The sequence below is a fragment of the Sphingobacterium sp. UBA5639 genome (assembly GCF_002421245.1).
GTDB classification, from domain to species: Bacteria; Bacteroidota; Bacteroidia; order Sphingobacteriales; family Sphingobacteriaceae; genus Sphingobacterium; species Sphingobacterium multivorum.
In genome coordinates this window covers 126816-144132 of the sequence record NZ_DIJR01000012.1, presented here as the reverse complement: position 1 = coordinate 144132, position 17317 = coordinate 126816, and the positions used below count along the sequence as shown (strand labels likewise).

General features: G+C 40.8%; 13 protein-coding genes. 8 read left to right on the top strand and 5 right to left on the bottom strand.

From position 1 onward, the window contains the following. Positions 1–24: 24 nt before the first annotated feature. The 3 genes from B4Z90_RS09035 (at position 25) to B4Z90_RS09025 (ending at position 6054) form a co-directional block, all read left to right on the top strand. Positions 25–3297 carry a TonB-dependent receptor gene (locus tag B4Z90_RS09035; protein ID WP_115048725.1) on the top strand — a complete coding sequence of 1091 codons (3273 nt, stop codon included), beginning with the start codon at positions 25–27 and terminating at the stop codon, positions 3295–3297. An 18-nt stretch (positions 3298–3315) separates the two neighbouring features. Further along, positions 3316–4866, top strand: coding sequence for a RagB/SusD family nutrient uptake outer membrane protein (locus tag B4Z90_RS09030; RefSeq protein WP_070563972.1), 1551 nt, complete (start codon positions 3316–3318; stop codon positions 4864–4866). Between the two features lie 66 nt (positions 4867–4932). Continuing rightward, the gene (locus B4Z90_RS09025) at positions 4933–6054 is read left to right on the top strand and encodes an acyltransferase family protein (RefSeq protein WP_070563969.1); all 1122 of its coding nucleotides are present in this window, start codon (positions 4933–4935) and stop codon (positions 6052–6054) included. A 562-nt stretch (positions 6055–6616) separates the two neighbouring features. Here B4Z90_RS09025 and B4Z90_RS09020 read toward each other — a convergent pair. Further along, on the bottom strand, positions 6617–8077 hold the full coding sequence (locus B4Z90_RS09020) for an exonuclease domain-containing protein (protein WP_286802009.1): 1461 nt from the start codon (positions 8075–8077) through the stop codon (positions 6617–6619). 178 nt (positions 8078–8255) lie between these two features. On the opposite strand from B4Z90_RS09020, the gene B4Z90_RS09015 reads away from it, so the two are divergent. Further along, a complete protein-coding gene (locus B4Z90_RS09015; protein ID WP_070564501.1) occupies positions 8256–8537 on the top strand; it encodes a GNAT family N-acetyltransferase in 282 nt (93 codons plus the stop codon). Positions 8538–8602: 65 nt separating this feature from the next. On the opposite strand, the gene hutG is transcribed toward B4Z90_RS09015, so the two are convergent. Genes hutG through hutH form a run of 4 tightly spaced genes read right to left on the bottom strand, consistent with a single transcriptional unit; the run spans position 8603 to position 14462 of the window. Beyond that, on the bottom strand, positions 8603–9625 hold the full coding sequence (gene hutG / locus B4Z90_RS09010) for a formimidoylglutamase (protein ID WP_286802008.1): 1023 nt from the start codon (positions 9623–9625) through the stop codon (positions 8603–8605). Further along, on the bottom strand, positions 9622–11640 hold the full coding sequence (locus tag B4Z90_RS09005; protein WP_070564498.1) for a urocanate hydratase: 2019 nt from the start codon (positions 11638–11640) through the stop codon (positions 9622–9624). Before B4Z90_RS09005 ends, hutG begins: the two co-directional genes overlap by 4 nt. 4 nt (positions 11641–11644) lie before the next feature. Continuing rightward, positions 11645–12844 (bottom strand): imidazolonepropionase, encoded by a 1200-nt coding sequence (hutI, locus tag B4Z90_RS09000; protein WP_286802007.1) that lies wholly within the window; start codon positions 12842–12844, stop codon positions 11645–11647. Between the two features lie 58 nt (positions 12845–12902). Then, entirely contained in the window at positions 12903–14462 is a 1560-nt protein-coding gene (gene hutH, locus B4Z90_RS08995; RefSeq protein ID WP_070563957.1) for a histidine ammonia-lyase, read from the bottom strand. 77 nt (positions 14463–14539) lie between these two features. Between hutH and B4Z90_RS08990 the strand changes: the two genes are divergently transcribed. From B4Z90_RS08990 to B4Z90_RS08975, 4 genes are all read left to right on the top strand, one after another. Next, positions 14540–15463, top strand: a complete 924-nt coding sequence (locus B4Z90_RS08990) for a LysR family transcriptional regulator (RefSeq protein WP_070563954.1) — start codon at positions 14540–14542, stop codon at positions 15461–15463. A 122-nt stretch (positions 15464–15585) separates the two neighbouring features. Further along, positions 15586–15876 carry an antibiotic biosynthesis monooxygenase family protein gene (locus tag B4Z90_RS08985; RefSeq protein ID WP_046673491.1) on the top strand — a complete coding sequence of 97 codons (291 nt, stop codon included), beginning with the start codon at positions 15586–15588 and terminating at the stop codon, positions 15874–15876. A 110-nt stretch (positions 15877–15986) separates the two neighbouring features. Further along, on the top strand, positions 15987–16493 hold the full coding sequence (locus B4Z90_RS08980) for an S-ribosylhomocysteine lyase (protein WP_046673492.1): 507 nt from the start codon (positions 15987–15989) through the stop codon (positions 16491–16493). Further along, a complete protein-coding gene (locus B4Z90_RS08975; RefSeq protein WP_070563951.1) occupies positions 16494–17135 on the top strand; it encodes a hypothetical protein in 642 nt (213 codons plus the stop codon). Positions 17136–17317 lie beyond the last annotated feature (182 nt).

Genomic DNA, 17317 nt, shown 5'->3' with positions numbered 1-17317 from the left:
TAAAACAAACTTACCCAACTAATTATGCACAAACTTAAAACCATCCAAGGGGCTGGTAAAAAGGCAAAACTATTTGCTGCTTTACTTGCTATCCAATGCGTTTCCCATGCAAATAATTTGGCGATGGCGAATGTAAACCAATCTAAAATCAAGTTACAAGACAAGGAATACACTTTGGCAAAGTTTGCTAAAGAAATCGAGCGTCAGAGTTCTTATGTGTTTCTGTACGATAACTCACAGATTAATGATAACCAAAAAATCCGCATAAACCATAAAGATGGTTCTATTGTTGAAATTCTGGATGACAACCTGAAAGAGCTGTCGTATTCATACAAAATTGTCAACAACACCATTGTCCTAAAAAAGAAAATAAATGACATACCTTTAAGAAACACGATCAATATACAACAGCTTGTCAAAGGGCGCGTTACCGATGGCGACGGTAAAGCATTAACAGGGGTCACCATCCGCAATACAACAACAGGTAAACAAACGGAAACAGACAGTAAAGGTGAGTTTTCTATTGAAGCGACTACTACCCATCAACTCAGCTTTAGTTCAATAGGTTATGAGACTATCAGTAGTACGGTAGGTTCCAATAGTTACCTCAATATACAGCTAAAAACTGCCAACAACCAACTGGAACAGATCGTTGTGGTCGGTTTTGGAACACAGAAGAAAAAAGACATCACGGGAGCCATTGCAACCATGAGTACAAAAGATATTGAAGATCGCCCTGTGACCCAATTAGCGAGTGCTATGGAGGGCAAAATGGCGGGGGTGGAAATTGTAAAATCTTCCGGACAACCTCAAGCTGGTTTCTCTATTCGCGTTCGCGGAACTTCAACAATTACTGCAGGTAGCAATCCATTATACATTGTAGATGGTGTTCCTACTGAAAACATATCGGAGCTCAATCCATCCGATATTCAAAGCATTTCTGTATTAAAGGATGCTGCTTCAGCCGCTGTCTATGGATCTTCTGGCGCAAATGGCGTTGTATTGATTACAACCAAAAGAGGAACAAACGGTAAGACACAGGTAAATTTCGAAACCTATCAAGGATTTTCAGGCATCAGAAAAAAGCCTAGTGTTCTAAATGCGGCACAATATAGAGAATTAATGACTGAGATGGGAGAAGCCTTGGATTGGTCGAAATATACCGCTGATACAAACTGGCCAGATCAGCTATTCCGCACCGGTCACAGCCAAAAATACCAGGCTTCAGTACGCGGTGGAGATGAAAAGACAGGGTTTTACATCTCGGGATCTTATCAAAAAGATAATGGTACGGTCATCACAAATACAGTAAACAAGGTCAATTTCAAGGTTAATTTGGATCATCAGATCAATAAAATCTTTAAGGTGGGGACCAGCTTATCGTACAACCGTTGGTACGACGTGGATATTACCGAGAACTCCCGAAATGGAGTCATCATGAATGCTTATCTGGGCTCTCCAGTAATCGGAATATATGGCGACAAAGGTGCTTTCACAGTAGATCCATTCTATACAGATCTTGACAACCCCGTTGCATTGGCAACAGGCAACGAGCACAGCTATATCAACAACAGATTTACAGGAAATGCCTTTGTGGAAGCCAATATCCTACCTGGATTAAAATTCAAATCGCTGTTTGGGTATGAGAAATTTAACAACCAGTACCGCAGTTTCGTAGATCCTTTTCGTACAACGGAAGGTCGAAAATATAAGGGTATGGCAACGCTCCAGCAGCAGGACAATCAGTATTGGATGTCCGAAAATACATTAAACTATAATAGAACCTTTAGTGACAAGCACCATTTTACAGGCTTATTAGGCTATATTACAACGAAAACACAAACAACAACCTCAAATATTGCTACGCAAAATTTTGCTAATCCAGCAATCCACACGGTCAATGGTGGTTCGATGATCACAGCGATGCCTACGGCAGTAGACGCCGCTGTATCCACTGTATCTGGCATCGCAAAAATTGGTTATGATTATAACGACAAGTACCTATTTACAGCAAATCTGCGGGCTGACGCATCATCTGTATTTGGCCCAAATAACCGCTGGGGCTACTTCCCTTCTTTCTCTGCCGGTTGGCGTTTATCCAATGAAGATTTCTTCAGTTCGCTGAAAAACACCGTAAACGATTTGAAAATCCGTGCGAGTTGGGGTAAAGTTGGAAATAGCCAAATTCCGGCCTTTTCCTATCTCGGTTTAGTCGACGTGACAGGATCATATAACATCGGCGACCAAGTTGTACCCGGTTATACGCCTGCTACCCTGGACAATCCCAATTTAAAATGGGAAACAACAAATCAGACCGATATTGGTGTGGATGCCAGTTTCTTTAATTCGAGATTGATATTTGGTGCAGATTATTATGCAAAAAGGACTGTAGGCCTACTTCTCAGCTCAAGGGTTCCGTACAGTTCGGGCTATAGAACTGCGCTGAAAAACTTAGGCGACCTACAAAATAGAGGTTTTGAATTCGAATTGAGTAGCCGAAATTTCGTTCACGATTTCAAATGGAATACAACTGTGACCTTTGGGCTCAATCGCAATAAAGTCCTGAATATTGATGGCGGAACCTATTATGACGGAAATATCGATGGTCGGGGTAATAGTACGATTGCAAAAGAAGGCGTTGCATTGGGGTCCTTCTGGGGCTATATCGCAAAAGGCGTCAATCCAGAGACCGGAGATATGATCTATCAGATGGCTGATCCGGAAACAGGTCTTCAAACGAGTGATATGGCTATCATCGGGAATGCTACACCAAAATTCTCTTATGGCATGACCAATGATTTCAGCTATAAGAACTTCAACTTTTCCTTTTTCTTACAGGGGGTACAGGGAAATGATATCCTTAATGCGACGCGTATTTATACAGAAGGTATGTGGGAACCGAGAAACCAAAGTGTTGCCGTGTTAAACAGATGGACTGTTGATAACAACAACAGTACTATGCCACGTCCGGATCTAAACAATACAGATGACAACTACAATTCACAAATTTCCTCCCGTTTTGTAGAGAAAGGTTCTTACCTCAGGGTAAAATCGATGACCCTGGCCTACACGCTACCTAAACAAGTGCTTGAAAGATGGAAGCTCAATAAGGTCCGTTTTTATGTGACGGGCGAGAATCTGTTAACATTCACCAAATACTCAGGTTTGGATCCTGAGGTAAGCATGTATGGGGGAACTAATCAGCAAACCGTGAGCTCCAATATGGCGCCCGGTATCGATTTTGGTACTTCGCCGCAGGCACGCACCTTTATTGTTGGTTTAAACCTAACTTTTTAACCTTTTAGCTTACAAAAAATGAAATCAACTAGATATACTTCATTGGCCATAGCCTTATTGACATCGCTTACTCTAAATTCCTGCAAAAAGTTTTTAGATCTTCAGCCTACCTCCACGGTAACGAGCGAAAATGCCTATCTCACAGGAGACAATATTGAGAAAGCATTAAACGGAGCCTATAATTCTTTTATAGGCAATGGCACTCGTCCAGGTAGCAATGCCAATTATTATCAATGGGAAATGATTCTGCAAACAGATATTCGCTCTGATAATGCCCATGCTGCCGGTGGTGGCGAAATAGATTTTGCACAAATTGACTATAATAACATCACCAATACCAATGAAATGGTACGCAGGGACTGGGAAGAACTGTATGGAGCAATCTCAAAATGCAATATCGTTATTGACAACGTTGATAAGGTCACAGATCCTACTTTTTCGGATGAAAGACGCAAACAAATTCTTGGAGAAGCTTCATTTTTAAGGGCCTTCCATTATTATCAATTGGTCAAGCTTTATGGTGGTGTGCCCTTGGAAAAACACTCCAACAGTACAGATGCAGAAGTATTACGCATCAAGCGATCAACTGTAGCCGAGGTTTATGATTTTATCGATTCGGATCTGCAAGTTGCTGCAAACAACCTACCCGATGGATTTGGGCAACCTTCCATTGACAAGGTCAGAGCAACAAAAGGGGCTGCAAATGCCTTACTGACCAAGATATGGGCACAACGCCCTGATCGAGATTACAATAAGGTATTGCAATACGCCGATGCAGTGATCGCTGGAAAAGGTGGTTACCAGCTCCTTCAAAACTATGCGGATCTTTTTGACGGCAAACACAACTATAATAGTGAATCTATCATTGAGATTCCCTATATCGCCGGCAGTCCCAATCTAAGCTGCTGGGGTGGCGCATTCTTTTTCCCGGATCTTGATGAAAATGGCAAAATCAACGAAAACGAATGGCGCCGATATGGAACACCATCGAAAGATCTTGTCGAAGCTTATGACAATGCTGGCGACACCGAACGAAAGAACGCCAACATTTGGTTCTATTCAGTTCCTTGGGCGGATGAATTTTGGAATCCCTGCGGAGATGCTGCGACAGAAATCCCATTTAACGTAAAGCAAAAACATGCCAACAGCTTCCAAAGTGGCGATCATTTTTACCTTTTACGACTTGCGGACATCATTCTGCTCAAAGCAGAAGCTCAAAACGCACTGGGAAATACTTCAGGGGCAATAAATACCCTTAATGTCATCCGTCATCGCGCAGGGCTCGCCGATTTATCCGGTATCAGCTCCAGTGCCCTAAAGGCCATCATTCTCAACGAGCGCCGATTAGAACTAGCTTTTGAAGGGCAACGGTGGGATGATTTAAACCGTTATGGTGTCACAGTAGATGTGATGAATAAATTAAATGAAATCAAATTTACATGCGATAACGGCAAGCAGAGTAGCCCTACGTTGATTAAGTATAATTTTAACCAAAATAGCCTGCTCCTTCCAATACCATTATTGGAACTGCAGGCAAACCCGAGCCTGACTCAAAATCCAGGCTATTAATTAGACCAAACATAGGCTGTTCAAAGGAGTATCCTTGAACAGCCTTTTTTACCAATACACTTTATTATGACTCGTTTTAAATCACTGGATATTTTCCGTGGGTTTACACTCGCGGCTATGATTCTCGTCAATAATCCTGGCAACTATCATCATGTATTTCCTCCACTTGAACATTCCATTTGGCATGGATGTACGTTTACAGATCTTATATTTCCATTTTTCCTATTTGCTGTCGGAAACGCTATGGCATTTTCTTTAAAAAACAGCGACCAGTTAGCCCCCACACGATATTGGAATAAAATTCTCAAGAGAACAATCATCCTTTTTCTACTTGGTCTGTTTTTAAATATTTTCCCCTTTGCGGAATGGAATAGTCTTCACCAGCTCGAGTGGATTCCCTTTGCCAAGTACAGGTATTTTGGGGTGCTGCAACGTATTGCAATCTGCTATTTCAGCACGGCAATGATACTATACTATTTTAGGGCTAAAGGTGCTGCAGTTATTAGTATCTTCCTGCTACTCCTCTATTGGCTAATTTGCTATTACGGTAATCCAGCAGATCCTTACAGTCTGGAAGGTTGGTTTGGAACGACACTAGATATCCGAATCTTTGGTGCATCCCACCTCTATCACGGCGAAGGAACAGCATTTGATCCAGAGGATGTCTGGAGCGTATTTCCGGCCATCAGTCAAACGATATTCGGGTATATCACAGGAAAATACATTATTCAAAAACTGACCGGCAAAAGTGAACTGATGAACCTATTTGTCGTAGGCCTGGTCTTTATTTTAGTAGGCTATCTATGGTCATTTGCTTTTCCTATTAATAAGAAAATCTGGACCAGCAGTTACTGCGTATTCACAACGGGTATTGCCATCTCTTTTCTTGGTATATTAATCTATCTCATCGAATTTCAAAACATCAGAGGGATATTTTATACTGTCTTTGACGACTTCGGCAGGAATACACTATTTATCTATTGTCTTAGCGGACTAATCCCTACGATTTGTTCATTTATTCTCATTGGGGATAAACATCAAAACCTTTGGAACTTTAGCTATCATTTCCTGTTTGATGGTTGGCATAATCAACAATTATCCTCCGCCCTATTTGCATTGCTATTTGTCGCTTTGAATTGGTTGATCGCCTATTATTTACGAAAGAAAAAGATCTATATCAAAATCTAGGTCAAGGTATCTTTGGGTTAAAATAAGGGAATCTGAATTAGGAATAAAAAAAAGGGCCAAAGGCCCTTTTTATATATAAAGATATGGATAAGATATACCGCAGCTACTTTTAGAAAACGCCCCATCTTTGTTTTACTAATTCCGCTATTACAGTACGCTGACACTAAAGTAACTTAAACTAACTATAGAGAGAAAAAACTTAGGGGGACAAAAGGGGGACAAATATTAATCAATTGAAAACCAATAAATTGAAACATACACTTCAAATAAAAAAAAACACTGATTTATTTTGAATAATCAAAATAAAAGGAATACTTCACCTAAAATTCTTGTTCGGAAATATAAAAAAAAGAAAACCTGAGGTTGGGAGCCCCAGGTTTTTAACTAACCAATTATTAACCTAAATTATGAAAAGTCTTTTTTTAATATTCTACACAAAGAATATTTCAACTATTGGACCAAAATCGCGCGCGATTTGCGATTTCACATTTCTTTAACAGATTACTGAGATTGAAATGACTAAACGGAAAAAATTCCCAAAATATGACTTGAAAATATGCTGTTAATAGAAATTAAATAGACTATTCGGAGTCAATTTCTCGTAAGAGAAAGTGGGCTCTGCCGCAACGTCAGGTAAAATCTTTGATTTTGTTAAGAAATGTACTTTAGCGGGATGTCTTTCTGCTGCCATTTTGACCAATTCCATCATGTAGTGATTGCTCTGATATCTTTTAACTTGTCCTTTTATATCTTCAAACCCGCTGTACTGGCCGTATTGATCCATATATCCCATTCCATAAAAAATACCATTTTCAATGACAATGCAACTTTTTTCATCGGAATTACGTCCTTTATCGATCAATACATACGATGGTTGCTGTTTGAGCCAATCCTCAATACAACGTTCCACCCGGGTATTGTGTAGGTCTCGATCGGGCAATTCGGTCTTCTTGATGGATTTCGTAGACAAACTGGCGTGCCCAAACTGACAAAATTGCGGATTAATAGCGTCATGCTGAATAAAGCTTTGCAGCAACTGAATAGCGTCATATTCACGCTGAAACAGCTGAATACATGCTTGTCCCCTTGTCGTCTTCCCTATAGCCAGATGGAGATAGCCATTTTGGTCCTCATAAGAAAATAAACCGAATTTAGGCTCATACCGTTTAAGTGCCCTATTATATTTTGGCCAGAACTTTTTAATTTCCGCACATTCCAATAACAATGACATCAGCTCAGTTCCGCAGCACTCATAACTTATATGATGAATTTCTTTTAAGAAATGTTGCCTTTGCGCTTGAATATTATTCCCTGTAAAATGGGACAATACTCTTTTTTTTATATTTACAGCCTTGCCAACATAAATTACTTTTCCAGCTTTGTCATGAAAATAATAGACCCCGGGATCATTGGGCAATTGTTCATATTCCAAGGGATTTAAATGCGGTGGAAAACGTTGGTCTAGCGCTTTATGTTTAATCATATCCTGAAATACCTGTTCGGTATCTAGCACTTTCAAATAAGCAAAGAGAATGGCTGTTGCATCGGCGTCGCCAACCGCACGGTGTCTATTTTCAATTGGGATATCTAAATAATCACATAGACGTCCCAAACTATAGGACAATAATCCGGGCTTGATTTTTCGGGCATAGCGTACTGTACATAATTTTATTGCTGACCACTCGAAGCCCGATTCCTGAAGCTGAAACCGAATGAATGAATAATCAAAGTTTACATTATGCGCAACAAAAATACGGTCTTTGAGCATTCCATAAATGTGTTCGGCAACTTGATCAAATAATGGAGCATCTTTCACCATATCATTGTCTATTCCCGTAAGCGCAAAAATTGAATTTGGAATTTCTTTCCCTGGATTAACCAAGGTCTCCCAACGTTCCAAAACCTGGTTACCATCATGAATAATAATGGCAACTTCGGTGATCCGGCTCGATTTTGCATGGCCACCTGTAGTCTCTATGTCCACAATGGCAAATTCTTGTCTTTTGCTTTGATTTACACTCATAACGCAAAGCAAACATACTAAAAATATTAGCTATTTAAAAGAATCGCTGCAATTTTACAAAACACAAAAGCGAATTATGCCATCTAACTGGTAAAACAGCTGTTTTTCTCAACTAATGCCATGTTATATATTGCTGGATTTTGTTTAATTTGTACTTTTCATTCATTAAATCATGCTCATGCAAGTAATACAAAAAAATGACGATAAACATGGTAGCTTTGAGGTTATCGATCAAGGAAAATCAGTTGCGCAAATGACTTATACCTGGGCTGGCCCCACAAAATTCATTATAGACCATACGGAAGTAAGTTCTGAATATGCAGGAAAAGGGCTAGGTAAACAGCTATTGATGGCGGCAGTGACTTATGCACGTCAAGAAAATTTAAAAATTATGCCTTTATGTCCTTTTGCAAAATCAGTTTTTGATAAGGATCCTACATTGGCCGATGTGCTTTTTTAAGGCCTCGACCAATATGCAGAAAGATGGTTAGATTGCTGTCGCAATTTACCCATCTTTTTTTCTGTTTATCTACTGGCTAGTTGCTGATCAAATTTAATGGCAAGTTTGTTTATCAACTTGAAGATCAGATCAGCTGTTAATTTCGCCGTTCTAGAATCGATATCAAAATGGGGATTAAATTCAGCAAAATCGACAGATTTTAAGTTGGGCAGATCCAGTAGAATATCGTAGATCGTAAAGAACAAATGATCGGGCACTATACCGTTAAATGCCAATGCACTTACTCCCGGCGCATAAGTTGCAGCGAAAGCATCAAGATCAACCGTCAAATATACATAATCTACTGATTTGGCAAAACGTACAATTTTGTCGCGAATGAAATCAAGTTTCTCAACGACCAGACCCTCTCGCCCTATAATCTGTACTTTCTTCGCTTTGGCATAGTCGAGCAATCCTTTGGTATTACTAATTTCTTGAATACCAATTGCCAGGTAATGAAATGGCAAACCTGCATTAGACTGGTCCTGCTCGATTTGATAGAAGCCCGTTCCAGAATTCCCTTTGCCATCCTGCAATGCACGGATGTCTAAATGGGCATCCAAATTAATAATGCCAAGACTTTGATTACTGCTCTTAAGAAATTCTTTAACACCCAAATAATGGCCATAGGTTATTTCATGGCCGCCACCCAAGATGACTGGAAATCCTTCTTGTTCAAGAATACAATTTAAGGCAGTACCCAAACCCTGCTGAGACAACTCTAAATCACTATCTTTTAAAAGTATATCACCACAATCTTTAAGTTTTAGTTTATCTGAGAAATGTACAGGCAGGTTTGTTAATACATTCCGAAGTGCTGTCGGTCCATCTTTGGCCCCTACACGACCTTGATTGCGTCCAACACCTTCATCACTACAGCATCCAAGAAAGGCAACAGACTGCCTAAGATCGGGCTGCTCGAGAAGATCAACACAGTCCATTAATTGATGCCAACGCATCCATTCACGATCTTGGCCATCGATACGCCCTTTCCATACCGCTTGGTCACCTTTGCTGTATATTTCTGGATTATTCAACAAAAAGTTCATTCGTTCAGATCAAATAATTGTTCAATAATATCGTCATCTACAAGTTGCGCGCGCGTAACTTGCAATGCCGTATTTCCCTCCATTGCACGATCTAGCGCCTGATTAGCTTCCTTATTTCTAGCCCAAGCACGCCTAGCGATCCCATTATTGACATCAAAATACAGCATCTTTTCCAATTTAACAGCTGCTTCCCCTGAGCCATCTAGCAGTAAACCAAAGCCACCGTTGATGACCTCTCCCCAACCAACTCCGCCGCCATTGTGAATAGAGACCCAAGTGGCCCCGCGGAAACTGTCTCCGATGACGTTATGAATAGCCATATCTGCTGTATATTGACTTCCATCGTAAATATTACTGGTCTCCCGATAAGGTGAATCGGTACCGCTCACATCATGATGGTCTCTTCCCAAAACAATAGGTGCCTCAAATAAGCCACTTTTTACAGCGTCATTAAAAGCCTTTGCTATTGCAATTCGTCCATTGGAATCTGCATACAGGATACGAGCCTGAGAGCCTACCACAAGTCTATTTTTTCCAGCTTCTTTAATCCACTGTATATTATCTTGCATCTGCTGTTGAATTTCCACTGGGGCCTCTTTTCGGAGATTTTCCAAAACTGTCATGGCTATTTCGTCTGATTTTTGAAGATCCGAAGCCTTTCCTGAGGTACAAACCCACCGAAAAGGTCCAAAACCATAGTCGAAACACATTGGACCAAGAATATCCTGCACATAAGATGGGTAGCGGAATTGATCCTTATCATTATTCCATACGGCTGCACCAGCGCGACTGCTTTCCAAGAGAAACGCATTACCGTAATCAAAAAAATAAGTTCCTTTGGATACATGCTTATTGATGGCATCAACATGTCGTACAAGGCTTTCTTGTACACATTGCTTAAATCTGTCAGGATCACTCGCCAACAAAGCATTGGATTCTGCAAAGGTCAGCCCCATTGGATAATAGCCTCCAGACCAAGGATTATGTAATGATGTCTGATCAGATCCGACAGTGATGTGAATATTTTCGTTATCAAAGGCTTCCCACACTTCGACAATATTACCGATATAGGCAAAGGATACGGTCTCCTTTTGATCCATCACCAACCGTACCTGTTCAACAAGTTCATCGATGTTTTCGATCAATCGGTCTACCCAACCTTGTTCATGCCGTTTCTTTGCCGCAGCGGGATTTATTTCAGCGCATACGGTGATACAGCCGGCAATATTACCTGCTTTAGGTTGTGCGCCACTCATTCCCCCCAAGCCAGAAGTCAAAAATACCTTGCCCTGAATTGTATCATCTGCTGCTAAGTGTTTTCGGAAAGCGTTCATGACAGTAATTGTGGTGCCATGTACTATACCCTGGGGACCAATATACATATAGGAACCTGCTGTCATCTGTCCATATTGCGTAACGCCTAAGGCGTTAAAACGCTCCCAGTCATCCGGTGTCGAATAGTTTGGAATCATCATGCCATTCGTTACAACAACGCGTGGTGCATGTTGTGACGACGGGAAAAGACCCATGGGATGACCACTGTAGAGATGTAAAGTTTGCTCATCTGTCATCTGTGCAAGATACTGCATGGTGAGGCGATATTGAGCCCAATTTTGGAAAACAGCTCCATTCCCACCATACGTAATCAGTTCATGAGGATGTTGCGCTACAGCTGGATCAAGGTTGTTCTGAATCATCAACATAATCGCTGCCGCTTGCTTGCTCTCTGCTGGATAATCAGCGATCGGTCGCGCGTGCATTGCATATTGGGGCCTAAAGCGGTACATGTATATTCGGCCGTAACTACGGAGCTCCTCTAAAAATTCAGGTGCTAAAACGGTATGCCATTGTTTGGGGAAATAGCGTAATGCGTTCCGTAAAGCCAGCTTCTCTTCCGACCGGGTGAGAATATCCTTTCGTCGGGGGGCATGACTTATGGTATGATCTCGCTCTACTTTTGGGGGCAATACGGTCGGAATACCTTCCGCCACCTCGTTCTTAAATGTATCTTCCATGTTGTTATAATGAGAATACTTCCCGACCATTTTTCCATACTGCTGTAGGTTGCAAACTTCCTTGGTAGTAAGTAATATCCTGATAATTAGCTGTTTTAAATATACTGAAATCTGCTTTCATGCCTTTGGCTAACACGCCGCGATCCGACAGGTTTAAAGCTTTGGCGGCACGATAGGTTAATGCAGCAAGCAACTCAGCGTTCGTCAACTTCTCTGCTGTTGCCAAAATACTCGCACTCGTCAATAATTGTCCCATGGGTGCAGAACCCGGATTCCAATCACTTCCTATGGCCAAACATGCACCTGCATCCAACAGCTTTCTAGCTGGCGTAAAACCACATCCAAGTCCGATGGAAGCCGCAGGTAGCGCCACCGCAACTGTATCTGAATGGGCAATAAGGTCAATTTCAATTGCTGTTGATGCCTCAAGATGATCCGCAGATTGGGCACCGAGTTCAACTGCAATCTGACTTCCCGAAGTTGTGAACTGATCGGCATGAATAGTCAGGTCAAAACCCATCGCTTTTGCTTTTTGTAAATATGCCACAATGTCTTCCCCTTGAAACGCTGTTTTTTCTATAAATGCGTCAATCCGGTTTGACAGCCCTTCTGATTTTAATAGCGGAAAAAGATCTGTTGTAATTCGATGAAGATAATCCTTTGCCGATCCGCTGAAGTCTCGCGGGAGCATATGTGCCGCCAAACAAGTTGGAACAAGGTCTGATGCCGTACGACGATCCGACTCCTGAATGACACGTAATATCTTCAGCTCTTCTTCAACATTAAGACCGTAACCGCTTTTAACTTCAATTGTTGTGATTCCTTGCCTTAACAGAAAATTTGCACGCTGGATCGTGAGATCAATCAATTCTGCTGCATCACAATCCCTTGTGTGTGATACCGTGCTCCAAATCCCTCCCCCAGCTGCCGCAATCTCCAGGTAGCTTGAGCCTGCATTTCGGAGGGCGAAATCATTTGCTCGATTACCGGCAAAAGCAATATGCGTATGGCAATCAATAAAGCCTGGCAAGGCGACTTGATCTTCCTCTACATGTACAAGTGCCACTTGCTTTCCCCATTGCAGTTGTAATCCCTCAAAGTCCGCCACTTCCATGATATCGTTACCTGCTATTAAAATACCTCCATCTTTAATAATAACTATTTGTTTATCATGGAGCGCCCCATTAACGGGCATATTTGACATGGTTAATATCTGCCTAAAAGGTCCAACTAATTTTAGCTCTTTTTCCATCCTTCTTCGTCTAAAACTCTTCAAATCTTTGTTTCAAATCCGCAGCAATTTCGCCCGTCGCATATTGACGATGCAATGTGATCAGTTCGCCCGATTTTACGAGCCTTAATGCTTCAGTCAACAGCTCTTCCATCGGTTGATCGGATTCGATATGCGGAATGGACTGACGAATTCTCGCATGAATAGCTTCCAATGCTGCAGTCGATTTTAATGGCTGATGATAATCCTTTGCCTGTGCCGCACATAACAGTTCAATGCTTAATATTTTATCAACATTGTCAATGACCTGTAGTAATTTTCGGCCGGAAATAGATCCCATACTGACATGGTCCTCTTGGCCTAAAGAGGTAGGAATACTATCTGCACTTGCAGGAAAACAAAGCCCTTTATTCTCACTTGCAATCGCGGCTGTGCTATATTGTAAGATCATAAATCCTGAATTGAGACCGGTTGATTTCATTAACAATTTTGGGACACCGTTGGTTTGACCTTCTAAAGACAAGTAAACCCTTCGATCCGAAATATTGCCGATTTCCGATGCAGCAAGTGTGGCATAATCCAAAGGCAAAGCGATTGACTGTCCGTGAAAGCTACCGCCACTAATGGTTAGTTCATCATTAATGATCACAGGATTATCGGTCACTGCATTTATTTCGATTTCTATGGTCTCCTTCAAATGAAGCCAAGCATTGCGTGATGCTCCGTGGACTTGAGGGATACAGCGCAAAGAATAGGGATCTTGTACGCGGGAACAGTCTTTGTGGCTTTCTAAAATGGCGGAGCCATGAAGCATGTTAAAAATGCTTGCAGCGACATAACGGTTTCCGGCATGCGGGCGTAATTGATGTAATTCAGTAAAAAATGGTTTTATTGAGCCGTTTAAACCTTCAATCATTAAGGTCGCAATAATATCAGCATTCTGAAGTACACGATTTAACTCAGCAACAGCCATCACAGCATGGGCTGCCATAAATTGAGTTCCATTGATCAAAGCCAGACCTTCTTTTGCGCCCAAGTGCACCGGAGCCATACCATATTTTTCCAAAACGGTAGCTGTTTCCATAATTTCCCCTTCTACGTTGACTTTTCCTAAGCCAATCAAGGGTAAAAATAAATGTGACAATGGCGCCAAATCACCCGATGCGCCGACAGAGCCTTGCTTAGGTACCACAGGAATGATATGGTTTTCGATATGCCAAATAATCCGTTCAATTGTCGCATACTGAACACCCGAAAATCCTTGAGAAAGCGCGTGAACTTTAAGAATAAGCATCAATTTGGCCAAATCATTGGCGATAGGTTCGCCCATACCGACAGCATGGCTTTTTAGAATGTTTTCTTGTAGCAACTGCGTTTGACTTGCGTCAATAAGTGTGGTACACAAGGGACCAAAACCGGTATTAATCCCATAGACAACCTCACCACGCTCGACTATTTTACGGACATAACTGGCGCTCTGCTCGATCTTATTCTTGACTCCGGGTGATATTTCCCCCGTAACCGTTCCTTTTACTATGGCTAAGGCTACGGAGCATGTTAGCTGCCCACTGCCGTATAAAAATTTTTCCATCTTCCTATCTGCTTTACTCAAATGTACTTGCTATATTTGATAATTAGAAATACCATTTTTATCATCAATTGATAACCATGAATTATCAAATAGAACTAAGACACTTACTGTATTTTAAAGTATTGGCAGAAGAGCTGCATTTTAGAAGGGCTGCCGAAAAATTGTTTATTGCGCAGCCGGGCTTGAGCAGACAAATTAAGCAGCTGGAGGAATCCTATGGCGTAGCACTTTTTGAGCGTAATAAACGAAATGTTCAAATGACGGAAGCTGGGATCTATCTCTTTGCGGAGGTGAAAGAACTCTTTAGGCACTTGGATCAGATTGAAACTCAACTTCAAAGCTTTGCCAATGGTAAAATAAGTACCTTAAAGCTGGGGTTTATTGGGTCGGCTGTTCAGACCATCCTGCCGGAACTACTACTCAATTTAAAACAGCAGCAACCTGATATCGAGTTATCACTTCACGAACTAGCGAATGAAACCCAGCTGGATCTGCTGGAGAAAAAAGAATTGGACTTAGGCTTTGTTCGTCTTTCGGAAACGCCACCTGGCCTATGTAGCCTGCCTATACATACCGAGCATTTTAGTCTCGTTTTACCCAACGATCATCCCCTATTGAATTCGCCGAAAGCAAGTCTTGACGCCTTAAAAGATGAATCATTTATCTTATTTTCCAAAAACTATAGCCACTCTTATTATGATCTCGTCATGAGTATCTTTAGTGATCATAAGTTTATCCCCAAAGTTACTTTGCGCACTGTGAATGCTTTGACCATTTTCAATATGGTTGCTCAGGGATTGGGTGTTGCCATTGTTCCTTCGTCTTTAAAGAACGGATACCATGTTGATGTCACCTTCCTTGAATTGAACGGTTTACCACAACGAACAACGCTCTCTCTAGTTTGGAATGCACAAAATCGCAACCCGGGTATTCCATTGGTCACCCAGATCATTACTTCACAACTAAAATACGGATATAATACGTCAAAGCGGGATAATTAAGGTCTAAGTCCATATTAAAACAATAAAGAATAAATTGTTCGGTAAGCTTGTTCGTGTATTGCATATCAGAAACAAATTTTCTAAGTTTGAGTTATTTACTAAACTTGATAAAAAAACAAATTATGATTTTAGAAGTAGCTGTATTGCAAATTATTGAAGGACAACAATCCAATTTTGAAAGAGACTATAAAACAGCTTGCCAGTATATTAGTGCGAGTAAAGGCTATATAACGCATTCACTACGTAAATGTATTGAGAAAGACAACCAGTACATTCTATTGGTCGAATGGGAAACGTTGGAAGATCATACCATCGGTTTCAGAGAATCTGCATTATTTAAGGAATGGGAAAAACTTTTACATCATTACTACGATCCGTTTCCAACAGTCGAACATTATGAAGTGTTAAAATAGTAGTTTTATCGTCCTTTTTCTATAATAATCTAGTATCTTTGTAGAAATTTTTGATATTCAACTTTTAACCCCTGTAGCGTCGCAAGCGTTACAGCTTTGAACAGAACAAGATGTACACAAAAGAAAAAGCAAAAGTAAATAGTTTTACGGTAGATCATACCAAATTAAAACAAGGGATCTACGCTAAAGCTTCTACCACCAATAACAGCAATGTTGAAAGTTATACAACTTACGACATTCGCATGATCAGACCGAATTCTCCTGAGCGTATGCTATCGCCTGAAGTCATGCATACCTTAGAGCATTGTTTTGCAACAGAAATTAGAACCATCTTAGGTGATGAGGTTATTTATGTTGGACCAATGGGCTGTTGCACGGGATTTTATGTTGTATTGGCTGGAACAGCGAAAACTCCTCAGAATGTGGCTGAATTGATGAAAGAAGTATTAGAGACTATTCTTACAGAAGGATACGAAGTACCTTTCCAAAACCCGATTAGCTGCGGAAACTACACATTTATGGATTTTCCCACCTCAAAGCAGGCTTGTGTTAACTTCTTAAATCTGATAACTGCCGGAGAATTGGCTTTTGAGTATCCATATATTGAAGAAAACTAAATGATCCTGAATAAAGATATTGAAACGATTATCTTGGTAGCAAATAAAAATGAGCTATCTTTTAATCCGACCATTGAATCGACTTTTGTCTACGAAATTGGTGTAGGTAAAGTAAATGCTCTCCTAGCCGTTGCTACGCTTTATGAAGACATCAAAGCTTTAGGGATCAATCCTATTCTTCTCAATGTGGGCACTGTGGGCTGTACAAGACATCCGATAGGACATGTTCTTTATCCGGCATACTATGCGCAAGGAGACGCGTATACAGATGGTTTTTTTCTGGAAAACACCTTGTTTTTTAAAGGGCAAGGGATTTTGGAATCCATTTCACGCGATGAATTTCGTTACGAAGATGCACTCTTGACATCGGATCGTTTTATCAATGTAAATACGGCTTTTTATCAGGATATCAAACATTTTAATCCTCTGGCATTTGATATGGAATCTTATGCCCTAGCGAATTTCTGTTTTCAAAAAAATCTCACCTTTCATAGCATTAAAATTGTTTCAGACAATTGTGATGGTACCGTTAAAGATTGGGAAAGCATTTTAGGGGAAATTTCAGGGAGATTAGGAGACATCCTCGATCAATTTATGAAAAAATTGAATCACGAAAAAGCTGCTGCTGTCCCTATATCGTAAGTTAATGAGATAACAAAAAGACCTGTAGAAATAGAGGTCTTTTTTGTTGCTATTTGGGCCGTACCGCTGCCCAAATTCCCCAGCATTATTCCAATAAACTACCTTGTTCTTTCTTCAACAGCTGCCCCTACCGTCCTTCTAATTTGAATTTATCGAAACTATTCTTCGCCGAGGTTGTTCAG